This is a genomic window from Azospirillum isscasi, from assembly GCF_030849505.1.
GTDB lineage: Bacteria > Pseudomonadota > Alphaproteobacteria > Azospirillales > Azospirillaceae > Azospirillum > Azospirillum isscasi.
The window spans coordinates 1-16,365 of the sequence record NZ_JAUJFI010000130.1; the positions used below are offsets into that span (position 1 = coordinate 1).

A 16,365-nucleotide genomic window follows, 5' to 3' on the forward strand; every position below is an offset into this window, starting at 1 on the left:
CATGCCGCCGGACAGCTCGCGCGGCCAGGCCCCGGCGAAGTCGGCGAGGCCGACCCGCGCCAGCGCCTCCGCCGTGCGGGCCTCCCGCTCGGCCTTCGGCAGGTGGCGGATGCCGAAGGCGACGTTGTCGCGAATGCGCAGCCAGGGCATCAGACGCGGCTCCTGGAAGACGAAGCCGATCTCGTCGCGCGGGGCCCGCACCGGCAGGCCGTTCAGCACGACCTCGCCCGCGGTCGGCGCCTCCAGCCCGGCGATCAGCCGCAGCAGCGTGCTCTTGCCGCAGCCGGAACCGCCGACGACGCCGAGGATCTCCCCCGGCGCCACCTCCAGCCCGATGCGCTCCAGCGCCAGGTGGCCGTTGGGGTAGCGCTTGCTCAATCCGTCGATGCGCAGCATCGGTTCAGCCCTCCGGCTTGAAGGAATCCTGCCAGCGCAGGAGCGGGCGGGACAGGGCGGCCAACAGCCCGTCGGTCAGCTTGCCCAGCACCGCGAAGGCGACGATGGAGGCGAGGATGGTCGCCGGCTGGCCGGTCATCTGCCCATCGGTCAGCAGGAAACCCAGCCCCTCGCTGGCCCCCATGAACTCCGCCGCCACCACGAACATCCAGCCGAGCCCCAGCCCGGCGCGCAGCGCCAGCACATAGGCCGGCAGCGTCGCCGGCAGCAGGATGCGCCACACCAGCGCCGGCCCCGACAGGCGGAAGATGCGCCCGACCTCCACCAGCTTGCGGTCCACGTCCAGGATGGCCCCGGACAGGGCCAGATAGATGGGGAAGAAGACGCCGACCGCGATCAGGATGACCTTCGAGGTCTCGAAGATGCCGAACCACAGGATGAACAGCGGCACCCAGGCGATCGACGGGATGGAGCGCAGCGCCTGCAGGGTGGGGTCGAGCAGGCGGCGCGCCCAGGTCAGATAGCCGGTGAGCGCTCCCAGCACCGTCCCCGCCAGCACCCCGAACAGGAAGCCCAGCCCGACCCGCCCCAGCGTCGCCAGCACATGGACGGTCAGATCGCCGGACCGCCACAGGCCCCACAGCGTGGACAGGATGCGGCTGGGCGGCGGCAGCAGGCGCCCGTTGCCCCAGCCCCGGGCCACCGCCAGCTCCCAGCCGAGCGCCAGGGCGAGCGGGACGATCAATCCCGCCAGCCAATCCACCCAGAGGCGGCGGGGCGCCGGCCCGGGCGGTTCCGGAAGGGCGCCGGACACGGCGTCCTGCCGGTCCAGCGCCGGGTCGATGACGGCCACGGAACCGCCCCCTTACTGCGTCAGCGCCTTGGAGAAGGACGGGTCGATCAGCGCCGCGACCGCCCCCTTCACGTCCACCTCGGCGCCCAGCACGCCGCTTTCCTGAAGGGCGAGACCGGCCTGGAGGATGGTGTCGGCCTGCTCCGCGCCGATGGCGCTGTGGCTGAGGTCGGTGCGCTCCAACTGGCGGGCGGCGACCGGCTCCGACAGCTTGGCGGCGGTGGCGATGGTCGTCTTCAGCTCCGCCGGGTTGGCGAGCGCGTGGGCGCGGGCCTTCTCGTAGGCGCGGAGCACGCGGGCGACCAGTTCCGGCTGCTGCCGGGCGAATTCCTCCCGCACGTTCAACACGCCCCAGCTGTTGGCGGCGGCGTTGCGGTAGAACAGCCTGGCGCCGTTGTCGATCTCCGCCTGGGCCATCAGCGGGTCCAGCCCCGCCCAGGCGTCCACGTCGCCCTTCTCCAGAGCCAGCCGGCCGTCCTGGTGTTGGAGCAGGACCAGCTTGATGTCCTTGTCGGTCAGTGTGTGCTGGGCGAGCGTGCGGACGAGGAAGATGTGCGGATCGGTGCCGCGGGTGACGGCGACGCGCTTGCCCTTCAGATCCTCGACTTTCGTGATGGCGCTGTTCGGGCCGGTGACCAGCGCGGTCCATTCCGGCTTGGAATAGACGTAGACCGACTTGATCGGGTTGCCGTTGATCCGCGCGATCAGCGCCGCCGCCCCGGCGGTCGAGCCGAAATCCAGGCTGCCGGCGTTCAGGAACTCCAGCGCCTTGTTGGAGCCGAGGCTGAGCACCCAGCGCACGGCGATCCCGTCCTTTTTCAACTCCTCCTCCAGCCAGCCCTTCTCCTTCAGCACGAGGCTGACCGGGTTGTAATAGGCGTAGTCGAGGCGGATTTCCGTCACCGTGTCGGCGGCGCGGGCGGCGCCCGGCAGGATGGTGGACAGGGCGGCGGCGAACAGGGCACCGAGCACGGCGCGGCGCGGGAACAGGCTCTTCACGGTCGAATTTCTCCCTGGTGGTCTGATGTTGTTATGAGACATCCGCTCAGGGACCGACCGGGCGGTCGCCCAGAACGGTGGCGCGGTGCATGAGGCGGCTGTGCGGCAGATAGTCGTTCACCGCGTAATGCTGGGTGGAGCGGTTGTCCCACAGCACGAGGTCGTCCGCCTTCCACTGCCAGCGCACGGTGAATTCCGGGCGGCTGATGTGGTCGAACAGCAGGTCGAGGATGGCCGCACTCTCGCGGTCGCTCAGCCCGACGATGCGTGACGTGAAATTCTCGTTCACGAACAGCGCCTTGGCTCCACTGACCGGATGGACGCGGACGACCGGGTGGATCACCGGCGGGTGGCGGTCGCGGGCGGCGCGCCAGCGGGCGTGCGTCTCCGGATCGCCGCTGTGCCGCCATTCGGGGAAGGACTTGGTGAAGTCGTGCAGCGCGCTCAGCGGGTCGAGCAGGCGGCGCAGCGGCTCCGACAGGCCGTTGTAGGCGGCGATGTTGCTGGCCCACACGGTGTCGCCGCCGCTGGGAGGGATCCGCTTGCCCGACAGCGCCACGATGGCCGGCGGCGTCTCGATGCAGGTCACGTCGGTGTGCCAGACGTCGTTGTCGGTCACGTTGTGCGGCCCGGTGTCGAGCACCATGATCTCCGGCTGCTCGGGCACGTTGGGATAGACGGGGTGGACGTGCAGGCTGCCGAAGCGGGCGGCGAAGGCGTGCTGGGCCGTGGGCGTCAGGGGCTGATTTTCGAAGAACAGCACCTGATGGGCGACCAGCGCACGTTCCAGCGCGGCGGCCTCCGCGTCGCTCAGCGGGCGGGTGAGATCCAGCCCCGCCACCCGCGCGCCGATGGCCGGGCTGACGGGGGTGATGGACAGGCTGGGCAGAGAGATGTCGGGCATGGCGTTTCCCTGGGTGACGGGGATGAATGGGAAGGGTCAGGCGTCGGCACGGTCGGGCGGCACCGGGTCCACCGCCGGCAGGCGGGCCAGCGCCTTCAGCGTGTCCTCGGCGACCCCGAAATTGCGGACGTAGGAGGTGGCGGCGTTGCGGTGGGGCTGGAAATCCCAGGGCGTGTGGCGCCCGGTCAGCAGCACCTTGTGGACGAACAGGCGGCGGTTCTGGCTCTCGACCACGGCGCGCCGCAGGGCCGCGGCGTCCCAGCGCCCGGCGACGGTCCCGGCCAGTGCGGATTCCACCGCGGCCAGGGCGGGATCGCCGGCCCGGTTGACCAACTCCTGCGGGTCGGCCTCCAGGTCGTAGAGCTGCGCCGGGTCGTCGCCGCAGACGACGTATTTGTAACGGCCCCGCCGCACCATGAAGGCGGGCTCCAGCGCGCCTTCCCCGAGATATTCGGCGAAGACGCTGCGGTTTCCCCCCGCGTCCGTTCCCTCCAGCAGGGGCAGCAGGCTGCTTCCGTCGAGCGGGTCCACCGGCGGCGGCGCGCGGTCGCCGAACAGGTCGAGCAGGGTGGGGAAGAGATCGACGTGCGACACCGGGGCGGCCACCCGGCCCGGCGCCCAGCGCCCCGGTGCGTGGACCAGCAGCGGCACGCGGGACGACCATTCGAAGAAGGTCATCTTGTACCACATGCCCCGCTCGCCCAGCATTTCGCCATGGTCGCCGGTGAAGACGACGATGGTGTCCCCGGCCAGCCCGGCGCGCTCCAGCGCCGTCAGCAGGCGCCCGACCAGCTCGTCCACATAGCTGATGGAGCCGTAATAGGCGTGGCGCGCGGTGCGCACCCGCTCCTCCGTCAGGTCGTAGCGGTGCAGCCCGTCCATGACGTGGAGGCGCCGGCTGTGCGGGTCTTGCCGCTCCGGCGGGATGGGCGGCACCGAGGGCAGGTCGATCTCGGCGTGATCGTAGAGGTCCCAGTGCTCCGGCAGGCAGTTGAAGGGGTCGTGCGGGTGGGTGAAGGACACCGCCAGGAAGAAGGGCGCCCTGTCCGCCGTGTTAGCCGCGGTGCGGCCGTAGTCGTAGATCTTCTGCACCGCCTGATGGGCGGTCTCCTCGTCGAAGTCGATCTGGAGACTGCGGTGGCAGGGTCCGGCCTCGACCACGCTCGCCATGTGATGGGACCAGCCGTAGGCCAGCGCCCCGTTCCCCCAGTCCGGCGTCCAGCCGAAATCGGCGGGATAGACGTCGGTGGTCAGCCGCTCCTCGAAGCCGTGGAGCTGGTCGGCGCCGACGAAATGCATCTTGCCGGACAGGCAGGTCCGGTAACCCGCGGCGCGGGCGTGATGCACGAAGGTCGGCACGGAGGAAGCGAACTCCGCCGCGTTGTCGAAGGCGCCGATGGCCGAAGGCAGGCGCCCCGACAGCAGCGAGAAGCGCGACGGCGCGCAAAGCGGGTAGTTGCAGTAGGCGTTTTCGAAGACCACCCCTTCCGCGGCCAGCCGCGACAGGTTCGGCGTCCTGACGACCGGGTGACCGTGGAAGGGCAGGGCGGGGGCCGCCATCTGGTCGGCCATGATGAACAGGATGTTGGGGGACCGGGACACGGTGAGGCAACTCCGAACTCTGAAAGGCGTCAGGTCTTGCCCTTCCAGGGCACCAGCCAGGATTCCAGCAGGCGCATCCCGTAGGAGAAGGCGAAGGCCCAGGCGGCGATGATGCCGATGCCGACGAACACCACGTCGGTGGCCAGGAAATGCGAGGCGGACATGATCATGAAGCCGATGCCGCGCGTCGCCGCGATCAGCTCGGCGGCGACCAGCGTGCTCCACCCCACCCCGATGGCGATGCGCAGGCTGGTCAGGATTTCCGGCAACGCACTGGGCAGCACGATGGAGCGGAAGAGCTGCCAGCGCGTCGCCCCCAGCGACAGGGCGGCGTTGACCCGCTCGATGGGCAGCGACCGCAAGCCGGCCTGGGCCGACAGGCAGATCGGGGCGAACATCGCCAGGGTCAGCAGGGCGATCTTCGAGACTTCCCCGATGCCCAGCCAGATGATCATCAGCGGCAGGTAGGCGAGCGGCGGCAGCGGCCAATAGAACTCGATGGGCGTGTCGAGGACGCCCTTGGCCCAGCGGTTCAGCCCCATCGCCAGCCCCAGCGGGATGCCCAGCGACGCCGCGATCAGCGCCGCGGCCAGGATGCGCAGCAGGCTGGCCGACACATGTTCCCACAGGGTGGCGCCGGCGTAGCCGTCCTCCAGGATGGACAGGAACTGGGCGGCGACCTCCCCCGGCGCCGGCAGGAACAGGGGCGGCACCAGCCGGTGCTGCGACACCAGGAACCAGACGGCGATCAGCAGGAGGCCGGTGACGGCGCTGATCGGGCCGGTGCGCGCACCGTCCAGCCCGAAGGGCCGCAGCGCGACGGTGCGGGGCCGGGCGGCGGGGTCCGTCAGGGGGGCGGCCAAGGATTCTGCGGTCGTGCGGGCCGCGTCGGTCATTGCAGCGTCTCCGCGCGGTGAACCGCCGTGTGGTGCGGGCGGTGGACGAGGTCGCGGATCCGGTTGTGCAGATCCCCGAACTCCGGATCGGACAGGATGGCGTGCACGTCCCGTTCGGCGGCGAAGCGCCGGACGAAATCGAGGTCGAAGCGGGCCACGATCCGTCCGGGGCGCGGCGACATCACCACCACCGTGGTGCCGAGGAACAGCGCCTCCTCGATGGAATGGGTGATGAAGAAGATGCGCTTGCCGGTGCGCGCCCAGACGTCGATCAGCAGCTCCTGCATCTGCTCCCGCGTCAGGCTGTCGAGCGCGCCGAACGGCTCGTCCATCAGCAGGATCTTCGGGTCGGTGGCCAGCGCGCGGGCGATGCCCACGCGCTGGCGCATGCCGCCGGACAGCTCGTGCGGGGCGGATTTGGCGAAGCCCTCCAGCCCGACGAGGCGCAGCAGCTCGGCGGCGCGGTCCCGCCGGTCCCGCGGGGGGAGGCCGGCGAAATCCAGGCCGAGCGCCACATTGTCCAGCACGCTCTTCCAGGGCAGCAGCGTGTCCTTCTGGAACACCACGCCGCGGTCGGCGCCGGGGCCCTCCACCGGCTGGCCGTCCAGCGTGATGCTGCCTTCCGACAGGGGAAGGAAGCCGGCGATGGCGTTCAGCAGCGTGGACTTGCCGCAGCCCGACGCGCCCAGCGCGACGACGATGCTGTTGGCGTCGATGTCCAGCGACGCGCGGTCGAGCGCGTGGATCACCCCGCCGTCACGGCCTGGAAAGAACACGCTGGCGTTCTGCACCCGGAGCATGGCGCACCTCCCGTCCGGTTGCGCTTCAGGGCAGGGCCTTGACGTGGTCCGCGGTGACGAAGCCGCCGTAGCTGGGCAGCACGGTGGAGACCTTCTTCTGCTCCTTCAGGAACTCGGCGGTTTCCTTCAGGATTTTGGCGGTGCCGCTGTTCTCCGCGCCGTCCAGCCAGTCCTTGGTGGCCTGCTGTTTGGCCGGGATCAGCGACAGGTTGTTCAGCGCCGCGGCCTGATCGGACGGCGTGCCGCCGAGAAGCCCGGCCAGCGCCTTGGCGTTCGCCGATTCCGGTCCCCAGGCGGCCTTGTCGTCGCGGAAGGAGACGCTGTAGCGCTCCACCACCCCGGCGAAATTCTTCAGGAAGGCCGGGTTCTCCTTGGCGAAGGCGGCGGTGGCGACCCAGGCGGTGAAGGTCGGGGCGCCGCGGTCGGCCACCTGCCGGGAGGTGAGAAGCACCTTGCCGGTCTTCTTCAGCTCGGTCAGCGCCGGGTCCCAAACGAAGGCGCCGTCCAGGTCGCCGCGGTTCCAGGCCGCGACGATGTCGGGCTGCGGGATGGCGAAGACCTGGGCGTCGCGCTCGCTCAGCGTCTCCTGCTTCAGCACGGCGAGGAGCTGGTAATGGTCGGTCGAGACCGGGGCGGCGGCCAGCTTCTTGCCCTTCAGGTCGGCGGGCTTCTCGATTCCGGAGCCGTTGCGGACCACCAGCGCCTCGTCCGTGCCGGAGGAGCTGGCGAGGTAGAAGGCCTTCACGTCCAGCCCGCGGCTGACCGCGGCGGCGAAGGGGCTGGAGCCGACATAGCCGACCTGCACGTCGCCCGAGGCGATGGCGGCGAAGATGTCGGCGCCGGAATTGAACTTGCGGAAGTCGATCTCCGTGCCGGTCGCCTTGGCGAAATCCCCGTTGGCGATGGCCACGGACGACGGCAGCGCGTCGGTCTGGTAGGCGACGACCACCTTGCCGGCGGCCTCGGCGGAGAAGGGCGCCAGGGTGGCCAGCGCCAGCAGGGCGATGGAAGGCAGGAACTGTTTCATGGTGGCTTATTTCCCCCGTCTGCGTCCGGCGGCGCGGTCATCCGCCGGCAGAGGAAAACTCTACATACAAAGAAGAGAAATGCGCAACCCCGAAGCGGGCTTTCTTGTGTATTATTTTTCCATAAAAGACAATAACATATTGTTCAATATGGACGCCATGACGCGGCGCCCGTAGGACGGCGCTTCACCGCGGGGTCATCGCTTTCGGCCTCTCACTGCACATGCAGCCACAGGCGCATGAGTTCGGAGATCGTGCGGATGTCGAGTTTGGACAGGATGTTCGCACGGTGCGTCTCCACTGTCCGGACGCCGATGCCGAGGCGGGTTGCGATGGTCTTGTTCGCGCAGCCCTCGACCATGAGTTCGGCGACGTCCCGTTCGCGCGGGCTGAGCAGGGCCAGCTTCGCCAGGGCCGCCGCCGCCGCGGAGCGGTCGCGGCGCTGATGGGCGTCGCGTTGCAGGGCCTCGTGGATGCGGCGCAGGAAGACGCCGTCGTCGAACGGCTTCTCCAGAAAATCAATGGCCCCGGCCCGGAAGGCGGTGACGGCGGCGCTCACCTCGCCGTGGGCGGTGATGATGATGACCGGAAGCCCGCAGCCGCGCCGCGACAGCTCCTCCTGAAGCTCCAGCCCGTCCATGAACGGCATGCGCAGGTCGGCGACCACGCAGCCCGGCTGGTCGGGGCTGTAGCGGTGCAGGAACTCCAGCGCGTTGACGAAGGTGCGCACGGGCAGGCTGGCCACCTCCACCAGGGCGGCGAGCGCGTCACGGACCGCCTCGTCGTCGTCGATGATGAAGACGGTGGGCTCGGCGATGGAAGGCTTATTGGCTTGGGTCATGGGACGACCGGAGATCCGAAGGCGCTGCGGGCAGAAAGACGTGGAAGACGGAACCGTCCGGGCCGGAGCGGTGCAGCCACAGCCGGCCGCCGTGGCTCTCGACGATCGAGCGGCAGATCGGCAGCCCGAGCCCCATGCCCGCCGGCTTGGTGGTCGCGAACGGCGAATACAGGTGGTCGACCATGCCCGCCGACACGCCGGGGCCGGTGTCCTCGACCTCGAAGGTCAGGCCGTCGGGAGGCGTGGCCCGGACGCGGAGGACGACCTCGCGCACGGGGCTGCCGGCGGCGGCGATGGCCTCGATGCTGTTGTGCACGATGTTGAGAAGGACCTGTTCGATCTGGATGCGGTCGCACAGCACGAAGGGGAGCGGCTCCACCATCTCGACCCGCAACTGGACCCTGTTGTAGGCCGCGTCCCCGCGCACCAGGGCCAGCGTTTCGCGGACGATCTCGGTGGCTGGCTCCGGCGCCAGTTGAAGCGACCCCTTGCTGAGGAAGGTGCGCAGGCCCCGGATGACCTCACCGGCCCGCTCCGCCTGGATCACCGCCTTGTCGATCAGCTCCTGGGCGCGGGGTGGCGTGTCGTTGCCTTCCATGACCCGCTGGGCGGCCCGCGCGTAGCTGATGGCGGCCAGAAGCGGCTGATTCAGCTCGTGGGCCAGCGCGGACGCCATCTCTCCGGTCACCGTGAGGCGGGCGATGTGGGCCAGCTCGGCCTGATGCTCGCGCAGCCGGATCTCGACCTCGCGGCGCTCGCTGACCAGGGCGCCGAGGAACAGGGCGGTGATGGCCAGCGCCAGCATCAGCGTCTGGTGATAGATAACCGCGTCCAGGGGAAACCCGATCGCCTGCAACCCGGCGATCAGGCCGCTCTGGATGGCGAGCGCCGCCGACACCGCGCCGGGCAGGCCATGCGACACCGCCACCCAGACGAGGGGCAGGAACAGGACGTAGAACAGGTTGAACTGACCGTCGCCGATGGTCAGGAAAACCAGCAGCAGGGCCGCGGCGATGGCCGCCGTCTGGCCGGCGGAGGGCGGCTTCGGCACGCTCCAGGCCGGTGTCTTGTCCGGGCGGTACAGGAGGAGGACGAAGGGCGTGACCACGGCGATGCCGATGGCGTCGCCCAGCCAGTACTGGAAGGCCAGCATCGGCAGGTCGGCGGCGGCGAGGACCCCGTCCAGGACGAACACGCCGACGAAGGCGGGCGCCACCACGGCGGCGCTCAGGAAGGTGACGCCGACCAGCCAGCCGACGTCGCGCACCCGGTTCAACGCCAGACCGATCGCCGCCCGGCGGCGCAGGACATGGGCGGCGGCCCCGTAGCCGGCGACGATGGCGAGGTTCGAGAGCAGCAGCGAGGACAGCGAGGCCGGATGCCCCCGCACCACCAGATCGGCCAGGATCAGCGTGGCATAAACCATCGGCACGCCGCGCACCCCGGTCCACAGCAGCAGGGCCATGTAAAGCCCGGCGGGCGGATTCCACGGGGTGATGTTGAGGCTCGGGCGCGGATGGATGAAGGTCAGCCAGTCGATGGGCAGATAGGCCGCCAGGAAGGCGAGGGACAGCAGCACCATGTCCCGGCCGGTCGGGATGGCCGGGAAGGGTGCTCCCGCGGCACGGCTGACGGACGGGAAGGGCATCTCAAGGCATTCTTTCGGGCTGCGCTCGCGGACAGGCCCTGGAATATAGGTCCACACGGCGCGTTCGCCTATTCCAAGTGAAGGGAGCCCGGCGGGGCCCCCTTCCTTGCGGCGCGTGGTTCAGCCGATGAAGAACGGCTGCGTGCCGTGCGCGGCGATGGCCTTCGACAGCCGCTCCAGCGCGTGGGCGTAGGCCGCCGTGCGCATCGTGATGCCCTTGGCCGAGCGCATGTCCCAGACCCGGCGGCCCTCGGTCTCCATGATCACGCGGAGGCGCTCGTGGATCTCGCCCAGGTTCCAGTAATAGCCCTGGCGGTTCTGCACCCACTCGAAGTAGGACACCGTCACGCCGCCGGCGTTCGCCAGGATGTCGGGCAGGACGATGGTCCCCGCCTCCTCCAGGATGCGGTCGGCGTCCGGGGTGACCGGGCCGTTGGCCAGTTCCAGGACGATGCGCGCCTTGATCAGGCCGGCGTTGCCCTTGTGGATCTGATCCTCCAGGGCCGCGGGAACCAGGATCTCGCAGCCGGTGCCCAGCAGTTCGTCGTCGCTGACCTTGCGGACGCCGTTTCCGGCGTAGGCGGTCACCGAGCCGCCACGCTCCTTGGCCGCCTGCACGGCCTGCGGGTCCAGGCCGTCCTCGCAGACGATGGCCCCGCGGGAATCGGAGATGCCGACGATGCGGTAGCCGTCCGCGTGCAGAAGGCGGGCGATGTGGAAGCCGGCGTTGCCGTAGCCCTGGACCACCACCCGCTTGGCCGACCCGGCCAGACCCAGATCCTCCTCCAGGTGCTTGATGAGGTAGTAGCCGCCGCGTGCCGTCGCGTCGTCCCGCCCGAGGGAGCCGCCGAGCGGCAGGGGCTTGCCGGTGATGACCGCCGGGCTCGGCTGGCGGACGATGGAGCTGTACTCGTCGGCCATCCAGCCCATGATCATCGAGTTCGTGTAGACGTCCGGCGCCGGGATGTCGCGGTCGGGTCCGATCATGCCGGCGAAGGCCTGCACGTAGGCGCGCGACAGGCGCTCCAGCTCCGACTTGGACAGGCTGTGCGGATCGACCTTCACAGCGCCCTTGCCGCCACCGTAGGGCAGGTTCATCACGGCGCACTTGAAGGTCATCCAGAACGCCAGGGTGGTCACCTCCTCCACGTTGGAGCTGGGATGGAAGCGGATGCCGCCCTTGGTCGGGCCGCGCGTGTCGTCGTAGCGGCAGCGCCACGCCGGGAAGGAGCGCCGCGACCCGTCGTCCATGCGGACGGACAGGCGGACGCTCAGCGTCTCCTTGGCGTATTTCAGCTTTTCGAGAACTTCGGAATCCACTTCGACGTGCTTCGCGGCTTCATCCAGGCGGCTCAGCGCCCCCGAAAGCAGTTCGTCCATCATCTTTTCCCTATGATTCCAGTCAGGAGCACCGAAGGTGGGCCGCATCTCCTTGCTGGAAGGGTCTGCTCACCGCCCCTAAGGCATGTGAGGGCATTTTCTACTGGGGAATAACCCGGATCGAAATATCCGTAATAATACGGAAATCGGATAACCCGCTGTAAAATATGAATAGTTTTTTTGAAAATCCCGGCCTGCCATGTATTCCGTAATAATACGGATGGCAGCGGACAATGAGCGTGGGCGAGACTTCGTTCCGGTTTGCACCACAACCGCCGCGCATGCGAGGACGCATCAATGACCGAGGGAACTGATCGGCCTCTGATCTGGATCGGGCGTACGGATTACGGTCGTTTGCTGCGCGCGATGGATCGGCTGTCGGCGCAGGCTCCGGACGTGTCGGCGTTCCTCTCCCGGGAGCTGGACCGCGCGATCGTCCGCCCGGAAGGCGATCTGCCGCGGACGATCGTCCGGATGGGCAGCCGGGTGCTGTTCCGCCGCAGCGACGGCATGCCGTTCGAATGGGGCGAGCTGGTGTACCCGGACCGCTCGCCCGGCGAGGGCCAGATCACCGTCGCGTCGCCACTCGGGGTGGCCTTGCTCGGCCTCCGGGAAGGAGCGCGCATGCCCTACAGCGATGCGGACGGAACGACGCGCTGGCTGGCCGTCGAGCGCGTCCTGCCGGCCTGATCCTGCCCGGTCCGGGCCGCCCTCCCTTTACGCCCAGGCCCGGCTGTCCCCGACCACCACCGCGAAGCGGTCGGCCAGGGCGGCCAGGCTGGCGCGGTGCAGCGCGTCGGCGGGGATGACGCCGCCGGCCCCGTCCGGCAGGTCGCGGGTGGCGCTGGCCGCGCCCACCACCGTGGTCCGCCAGCCGAGGTCGAGCGCGGCGCGCACCGTGCTGCTGACGCACATGTGGGTCTGGAAGCCGGCCACGATCAGCTCCCTGCGCCCGGCGGCGCGGATCCTGGCGTCCAGATCCGTGCCGGCGAAGGCGTTGGGCAGGTGCTTCACCACCATCGTCTCCCCGTCCAGCGGGGCCAGCGGGGCGACGATGCCCGACAGCGGGCCGTCCGGGTCGAACAGGGCGCCGCCCGGCTTGCCGTGGTGGACGATGTGGAAGACCGGGACGCCGGCCTCGCGCGCCAACCCCAGCAAACGGGCGGCCTCGGCCACCGCGGCCTCCATCCCGGCCAGGGGCAGGGCGCCTTCGGTGTATTCGCGCTGGGCGTCGATCAGCACCAGCGCCGCGGACGCGAGGGGGCTGGGCGTGGCGGGGGCGCCGGCGAGGGCGAGCAGGGTCTTCGGGGTGGCGCTCATGGCGGTTGCGGCTCCGGGACAGGGAAAGTCTTCGGGACGCAGTGTGCCCTGTGTGTTTTTGGCCGGGCATCCGATAGATTCGCGCAATGACTGTTCATAAACAGACAGCTCCCCTGAACTGGGACGATCTGCGGATCTTTCTGGAGCTGGCGCGGACCGGCAGCCTGTCGGCGGCGGCGCGCGTGCTGCGGATCAGCCACGCGACGGTCGGGCGCCGGGTCGCTGCGCTGGAGGAGGGGCTGGGCCGGACTTTCGCCCAGAGGCGATGGAGATCAGGCGACCTTCCGGGAGGTTGGCATGCCGAGGCTGGTCATGCGATTGATGACGGCGCAGGCGGCCTTGGCTTCGGCTTTTTGTGCGGGCAGAGTGCGAGCGCGCAGGCTGCGTCCGATCAAAACCTTGTACCGGAGCATCGCTACCTCGACCAACGATCTCCTGCCGTATTGGACGGCTCGCTGCCAGCCCAGCCAACCACGCTCCTTGATCGTCTGGATGTGGTGGTCGCGCCGGGTGGGCGCGCTCTTGGCGGTGTCGCTCACCACCGCGGTCGCGCGCGGCGGGATGATCACCTCGGCGTCCGGCGCACGCTCGGCGACAGCACGATAGACCGGCTCGCCGTCGTAGGCGCCGTCCGCCAGGACGGCGCCGATCGGGCCCGTGACCTGGTCAAGCAACGGACCGACCAGCGAGGCGTCTCCCTCCTCGTTGCCCGTCAACGCCGAGGCGAGGATCTCGCCGGTGGCGGGATCGACGGCCAGGTGCAGCTTGCGCCAGCATCGGCGCGCTGTGCCGCCGTGCTTTTCCAGGTGCCCCTCGCCCCGGCCGAACACCTTCAGCCCGGTGGAATCGATGACCACGGTGACCGGCCCGTCCGTCCTGGCGAGCGCCGACGCGACGGCCAGATCGGCGCTACGCCGGGAAAACGTCGTATGATCGGGAACCGGCAGGTCCAGGCCGAGCAGGCGCATGAGCGAGCCCAGCAAACCCCCGGTCTGGCGCCACGGCCGACCGAACGCCAGGCGCAGCATCAGCCCGGTCTCGATGGCGATGTCTGAGTAGCGCGCTGGCCGGCCACCCCGTCCCGTGGCGGGCGGCGTCCACGCGGCGATCGCCTCCGGCGTCACCCAGATCGTCAGGTCGCCCCGCCGGCGCCGCGCCGCATCGTAGGCCGCCCAGTTCTCCACACGGTACCGGGCCTTCGGGATCTTGTGGCGGCGCGGCTCGTTGGCCTTGTGGGGCATCGGGGTCTCGGCTTCAGCGGGCCGCTTCTATACCCGCTCGCCCTCCCGACCGCCACCAGCCCGGCCTTTTTGCACCAACGTCGGCCTTTACCGAATATTTCACCAATCCGCGCTATCTGAAACTGGTCGATCAGCGCTTCGGCGCGGACACCAGCCGCCACATCCGGCAGATGACCGGCACACGCTGCACCGGAATCTTCTGGAGGAGGCGGAAGCCGGCGCACGGGAAGGGACCATCGGTGAAGCCTGAGGACACCCTGGCGGGCATTGACATCGCCATCCTGGCCGGCGGCCTCGGCACCCGGCTGTCCGCGCGGTGCTGAGCGAGATGGGCGTGACCGAAGGGCTGGAGATCCACCACGATGGCGACCTGCCCGCGCGGTCGGGGCTGGGGTCGAGTTCCTCCTTCACGGTCGGGCTTCTGAACGCCCTGCACGCCTTCCGCGGCCAAATGGCGAGCAAGGGCCAGTTGGCCGGTGAGGCGATCCGCATCGAGCAAGAGGTGATCGGCGAGGCGGTCGGCTCGCAGGATCAGATGTGGGCGGCCTACGGGGGGCTAAACCGGATCGACTTCAACATGGATGGCTCCATCGACGTCACGCCGCTGGTCATGGACCACGAGCGCCGGGAGCGCCTGCAAAGCCACCTCGTCCTGTATTTCACCGGCCTGTCGCGCTACGCCCCGGACATCGAGCAGGAGAAGATCGCCAACCTCGGCAAGCACAAGGTGGAACTCCGCGCGATGCGTACGCTGGTCGACGAGGCGGAGTCCATCAACGGCAACCCGCAGCGAGACCTGAACGATCTCGACCGGCTGCTGCACGAAGGCTGGATGCTGAAGCGCGCGCTGTCGCCCAACGTGTCCAGCGCCATGATCGACACACTCTACGAAACCGCCCTCGGCGCCGGTGCCCTGGGCGGAAAGCTGCTGGGCGGCGGCTTCCTGCTGCTGTTCGTGCCACCGGAGCGGCAGGTGGCGTTGCGGGAACGCTTGAAGGACCTGACCGCGGTGAAATTCCGCTTTGACAATGGCGGCAGCAAGGTCGTGGTCTACCAGCCCGACGACTTCGGTTTGCGAGCAAAAGAGAGACTGTAGGCTTTGCGTGAAGATCCAAGCCGGACGGCTATGCTTTGAACACTGTGGGATGGATGGAATGCTGTTCAACATCGTCATATATAACCATGGTTTGAAACGCGAATTTTCTTACTTGTTGGAGCCACTGATTGATCCGCTTTGTCGCGCAATCGGCAAGGCTGGGCACGATGTGCTCATCAGTTTCGATCAATTTCATTGCGGTGCGATTAATTTGCTTGTTGAGCATTTCGTTACTCATAGAAGTATTTTGGAGGATATCGTAAAGGCGAAAAATGCCGGCGCCAAGATTGGTGTTCTGGCGACGGAATTGATCATCGATGGCGAAATTCCATACGCCAAAGGTGGTATCAGTTGTCTGGATAGAAAAGGAAATGCCATTATTGAAGAAGATTTCGACAATTATATTTATAATAGAATCATTGGGTTCTCTAAGGTTCTGCAGCATGCGGATTTTGCATGGTCCTTGTTTGAACGAACGATGCCGTTCTGCCGGAAATTCTGCAAGAACGTGCAGAGCCTGCAATACGGATATCAAGAGCCATTCCGGCCGGTGGCGAACATTGAAAAAGATATTGATGTCTTGTTTTTTGGAGGCGCAACCAGTTACCGAAAGACGGTGCTGCAGAGCATAGCGGAACAGGGCATTGGGGTCCTTGCCGTTGGCGGGGGGTTTCCTACGGGACGCATGCCCGACATTCTCCTGGACTCGCTGATCGATCGCAGCCGGATCATAGTCAATCTCACGCTCAACGGTCCTCCCTCGGGAGACGATTCAATCGATTCGCGCATCGTCTCCCACACCAGGGTGTCGACGCTGCTCAGTCGGGGCGCCTGTGTCATCAGCGAAGAGGTTCCGTTCGACAATCCATACTGGCCCTACCTGATCAATGTGGAACCTTCGCTGATCCCAATTCGCTGTAAGCAATTGCTGAAGTCCGGAAAATCGCAGGCCATCGTCCGTCGCAATGCGGAACGGTTCAAGACGGAAATGGATGCGGGAGCGATCATGGTGCGCGTGATCCGGGATACCTTTCATCCGGCAGCGACGCATCGTCCGGCGTGAGCCGGCCTTACCCGCCATTCTGCAAACGCTGGGCGCACCAGCGCCGCCAAACGGCGCGGAACAGGCGCTCCATTTGACGGGCCATCCGTTGGCCGTTGCACAGCGGCGAAGCGACGATGCGCCCACGCAGCTCCGTCCGCAACGCAGTCAGGCGCTGCGCGTCCTCCGCCAGCCGGACGGCGATCTCCACATACTCGTCGGCGTCCGATGCTATCCAGTCGGTGATACCGCCGCGCTTAAGCATTGACACATGGGAGCCACGGATAGCTGGTGAGGGAGCGTAGGCGCTCCGGTGTGGCGG

17 protein-coding genes and 1 pseudogene are annotated in these 16,365 nt (G+C 68.1%); 4 read left to right on the top strand and 14 right to left on the bottom strand.

Annotated features, from left to right (window positions below; translation table 11 throughout):
* From QSG27_RS21275 to QSG27_RS21325, 11 genes are all read right to left on the bottom strand, one after another.
* Window positions 1–396: ABC transporter ATP-binding protein (locus QSG27_RS21275; RefSeq protein WP_306709643.1), on the bottom strand; the 396-nt coding region annotated here is incomplete at its 3' end.
* Window positions 397–400: 4 nt separating this feature from the next.
* On the bottom strand, window positions 401–1,249 hold the full coding sequence (locus QSG27_RS21280; protein WP_306709644.1) for an ABC transporter permease: 849 nt from the start codon (window positions 1,247–1,249) through the stop codon (window positions 401–403).
* A gap of 12 nt (window positions 1,250–1,261) precedes the next feature.
* Window positions 1,262–2,248, bottom strand: a complete 987-nt coding sequence (locus QSG27_RS21285) for an aliphatic sulfonate ABC transporter substrate-binding protein (protein WP_306709645.1) — start codon at window positions 2,246–2,248, stop codon at window positions 1,262–1,264.
* 46 nt (window positions 2,249–2,294) lie between these two features.
* Window positions 2,295–3,152, bottom strand: a complete 858-nt coding sequence (gene tauD / locus QSG27_RS21290; protein ID WP_306709646.1) for a taurine dioxygenase — start codon at window positions 3,150–3,152, stop codon at window positions 2,295–2,297.
* Window positions 3,153–3,188: 36 nt separating this feature from the next.
* The gene (betC, locus tag QSG27_RS21295) at window positions 3,189–4,754 is read right to left on the bottom strand and encodes a choline-sulfatase (protein WP_306709647.1); all 1,566 of its coding nucleotides are present in this window, start codon (window positions 4,752–4,754) and stop codon (window positions 3,189–3,191) included.
* Between the two features lie 29 nt (window positions 4,755–4,783).
* A complete protein-coding gene (locus QSG27_RS21300; RefSeq protein ID WP_306709649.1) occupies window positions 4,784–5,650 on the bottom strand; it encodes an ABC transporter permease subunit in 867 nt (288 codons plus the stop codon).
* The gene (locus tag QSG27_RS21305) at window positions 5,647–6,450 is read right to left on the bottom strand and encodes a taurine ABC transporter ATP-binding protein (protein ID WP_306709650.1); all 804 of its coding nucleotides are present in this window, start codon (window positions 6,448–6,450) and stop codon (window positions 5,647–5,649) included. Before QSG27_RS21305 ends, QSG27_RS21300 begins: the two co-directional genes overlap by 4 nt.
* Window positions 6,451–6,475: 25 nt before the next feature.
* A complete protein-coding gene (tauA, locus tag QSG27_RS21310; RefSeq protein ID WP_306709652.1) occupies window positions 6,476–7,477 on the bottom strand; it encodes a taurine ABC transporter substrate-binding protein in 1,002 nt (333 codons plus the stop codon).
* Window positions 7,478–7,689: 212 nt separating this feature from the next.
* On the bottom strand, window positions 7,690–8,316 hold the full coding sequence (locus tag QSG27_RS21315; RefSeq protein WP_306709654.1) for a response regulator transcription factor: 627 nt from the start codon (window positions 8,314–8,316) through the stop codon (window positions 7,690–7,692).
* A complete protein-coding gene (locus QSG27_RS21320; protein WP_306709656.1) occupies window positions 8,300–9,964 on the bottom strand; it encodes an ATP-binding protein in 1,665 nt (554 codons plus the stop codon). Before QSG27_RS21320 ends, QSG27_RS21315 begins: the two co-directional genes overlap by 17 nt.
* A 120-nt stretch (window positions 9,965–10,084) precedes the next feature.
* Window positions 10,085–11,344: a Glu/Leu/Phe/Val family dehydrogenase gene (locus tag QSG27_RS21325; RefSeq protein WP_306709658.1), complete on the bottom strand. Its 1,260-nt coding sequence runs from the start codon at window positions 11,342–11,344 to the stop codon at window positions 10,085–10,087.
* A gap of 297 nt (window positions 11,345–11,641) precedes the next feature.
* Between QSG27_RS21325 and QSG27_RS21330 the strand changes: the two genes are divergently transcribed.
* Window positions 11,642–12,034 carry a GreA/GreB family elongation factor gene (locus tag QSG27_RS21330; RefSeq protein WP_306709660.1) on the top strand — a complete coding sequence of 131 codons (393 nt, stop codon included), beginning with the start codon at window positions 11,642–11,644 and terminating at the stop codon, window positions 12,032–12,034.
* A gap of 27 nt (window positions 12,035–12,061) precedes the next feature.
* On the opposite strand, the gene QSG27_RS21335 is transcribed toward QSG27_RS21330, so the two are convergent.
* Window positions 12,062–12,664 carry a cysteine hydrolase family protein gene (locus QSG27_RS21335; RefSeq protein ID WP_306709662.1) on the bottom strand — a complete coding sequence of 201 codons (603 nt, stop codon included), beginning with the start codon at window positions 12,662–12,664 and terminating at the stop codon, window positions 12,062–12,064.
* A gap of 86 nt (window positions 12,665–12,750) precedes the next feature.
* On the opposite strand from QSG27_RS21335, the pseudogene QSG27_RS21340 reads away from it, so the two are divergent.
* Window positions 12,751–12,915: pseudogene (locus QSG27_RS21340) on the top strand (helix-turn-helix domain-containing protein); the annotation flags it as partial.
* A 21-nt stretch (window positions 12,916–12,936) separates the two neighbouring features.
* Here the strand turns inward: QSG27_RS21340 and QSG27_RS21345 are convergent.
* Complete coding sequence (locus QSG27_RS21345) at window positions 12,937–13,905, bottom strand: IS5 family transposase (protein ID WP_306709664.1); 969 nt, start codon at window positions 13,903–13,905, stop codon at window positions 12,937–12,939.
* A gap of 316 nt (window positions 13,906–14,221) precedes the next feature.
* Between QSG27_RS21345 and QSG27_RS21350 the strand changes: the two genes are divergently transcribed.
* The gene (locus QSG27_RS21350; RefSeq protein ID WP_306709666.1) at window positions 14,222–15,001 is read left to right on the top strand and encodes a GHMP family kinase ATP-binding protein; all 780 of its coding nucleotides are present in this window, start codon (window positions 14,222–14,224) and stop codon (window positions 14,999–15,001) included.
* A 58-nt stretch (window positions 15,002–15,059) separates the two neighbouring features.
* Window positions 15,060–16,064, top strand: a complete 1,005-nt coding sequence (locus QSG27_RS21355) for a hypothetical protein (protein WP_306709668.1) — start codon at window positions 15,060–15,062, stop codon at window positions 16,062–16,064.
* 7 nt (window positions 16,065–16,071) lie between these two features.
* On the opposite strand, the gene QSG27_RS21360 is transcribed toward QSG27_RS21355, so the two are convergent.
* A partial coding sequence (locus QSG27_RS21360; protein WP_456062072.1) for an O-linked N-acetylglucosamine transferase family protein occupies window positions 16,072–16,365 on the bottom strand: 294 nt, incomplete at its 5' end.

Excerpts from the sequence above, each read along its gene's own strand:
- QSG27_RS21345 (WP_306709664.1), bottom strand. The coding sequence starts at position 13,905 with ATGCCCCACAAGGCCAACGAGCCGCGCCGCCACAAGATCCCGAAGGCC.
- QSG27_RS21355 (WP_306709668.1), top strand. The coding sequence starts at position 15,060 with ATGCTGTTCAACATCGTCATATATAACCATGGTTTGAAACGCGAATTT.
- QSG27_RS21335 (WP_306709662.1), bottom strand. The coding sequence starts at position 12,664 with ATGAGCGCCACCCCGAAGACCCTGCTCGCCCTCGCCGGCGCCCCCGCC.
- tauA (WP_306709652.1), bottom strand. The coding sequence starts at position 7,477 with ATGAAACAGTTCCTGCCTTCCATCGCCCTGCTGGCGCTGGCCACCCTG.
- QSG27_RS21315 (WP_306709654.1), bottom strand. The coding sequence starts at position 8,316 with ATGACCCAAGCCAATAAGCCTTCCATCGCCGAGCCCACCGTCTTCATC.
- QSG27_RS21305 (WP_306709650.1), bottom strand. The coding sequence starts at position 6,450 with ATGCTCCGGGTGCAGAACGCCAGCGTGTTCTTTCCAGGCCGTGACGGC.
- QSG27_RS21325 (WP_306709658.1), bottom strand. The coding sequence starts at position 11,344 with ATGGACGAACTGCTTTCGGGGGCGCTGAGCCGCCTGGATGAAGCCGCG.
- tauD (WP_306709646.1), bottom strand. The coding sequence starts at position 3,152 with ATGCCCGACATCTCTCTGCCCAGCCTGTCCATCACCCCCGTCAGCCCG.
- QSG27_RS21300 (WP_306709649.1), bottom strand. The coding sequence starts at position 5,650 with ATGACCGACGCGGCCCGCACGACCGCAGAATCCTTGGCCGCCCCCCTG.
- QSG27_RS21320 (WP_306709656.1), bottom strand. The coding sequence starts at position 9,964 with ATGCCCTTCCCGTCCGTCAGCCGTGCCGCGGGAGCACCCTTCCCGGCC.
- QSG27_RS21330 (WP_306709660.1), top strand. The coding sequence starts at position 11,642 with ATGACCGAGGGAACTGATCGGCCTCTGATCTGGATCGGGCGTACGGAT.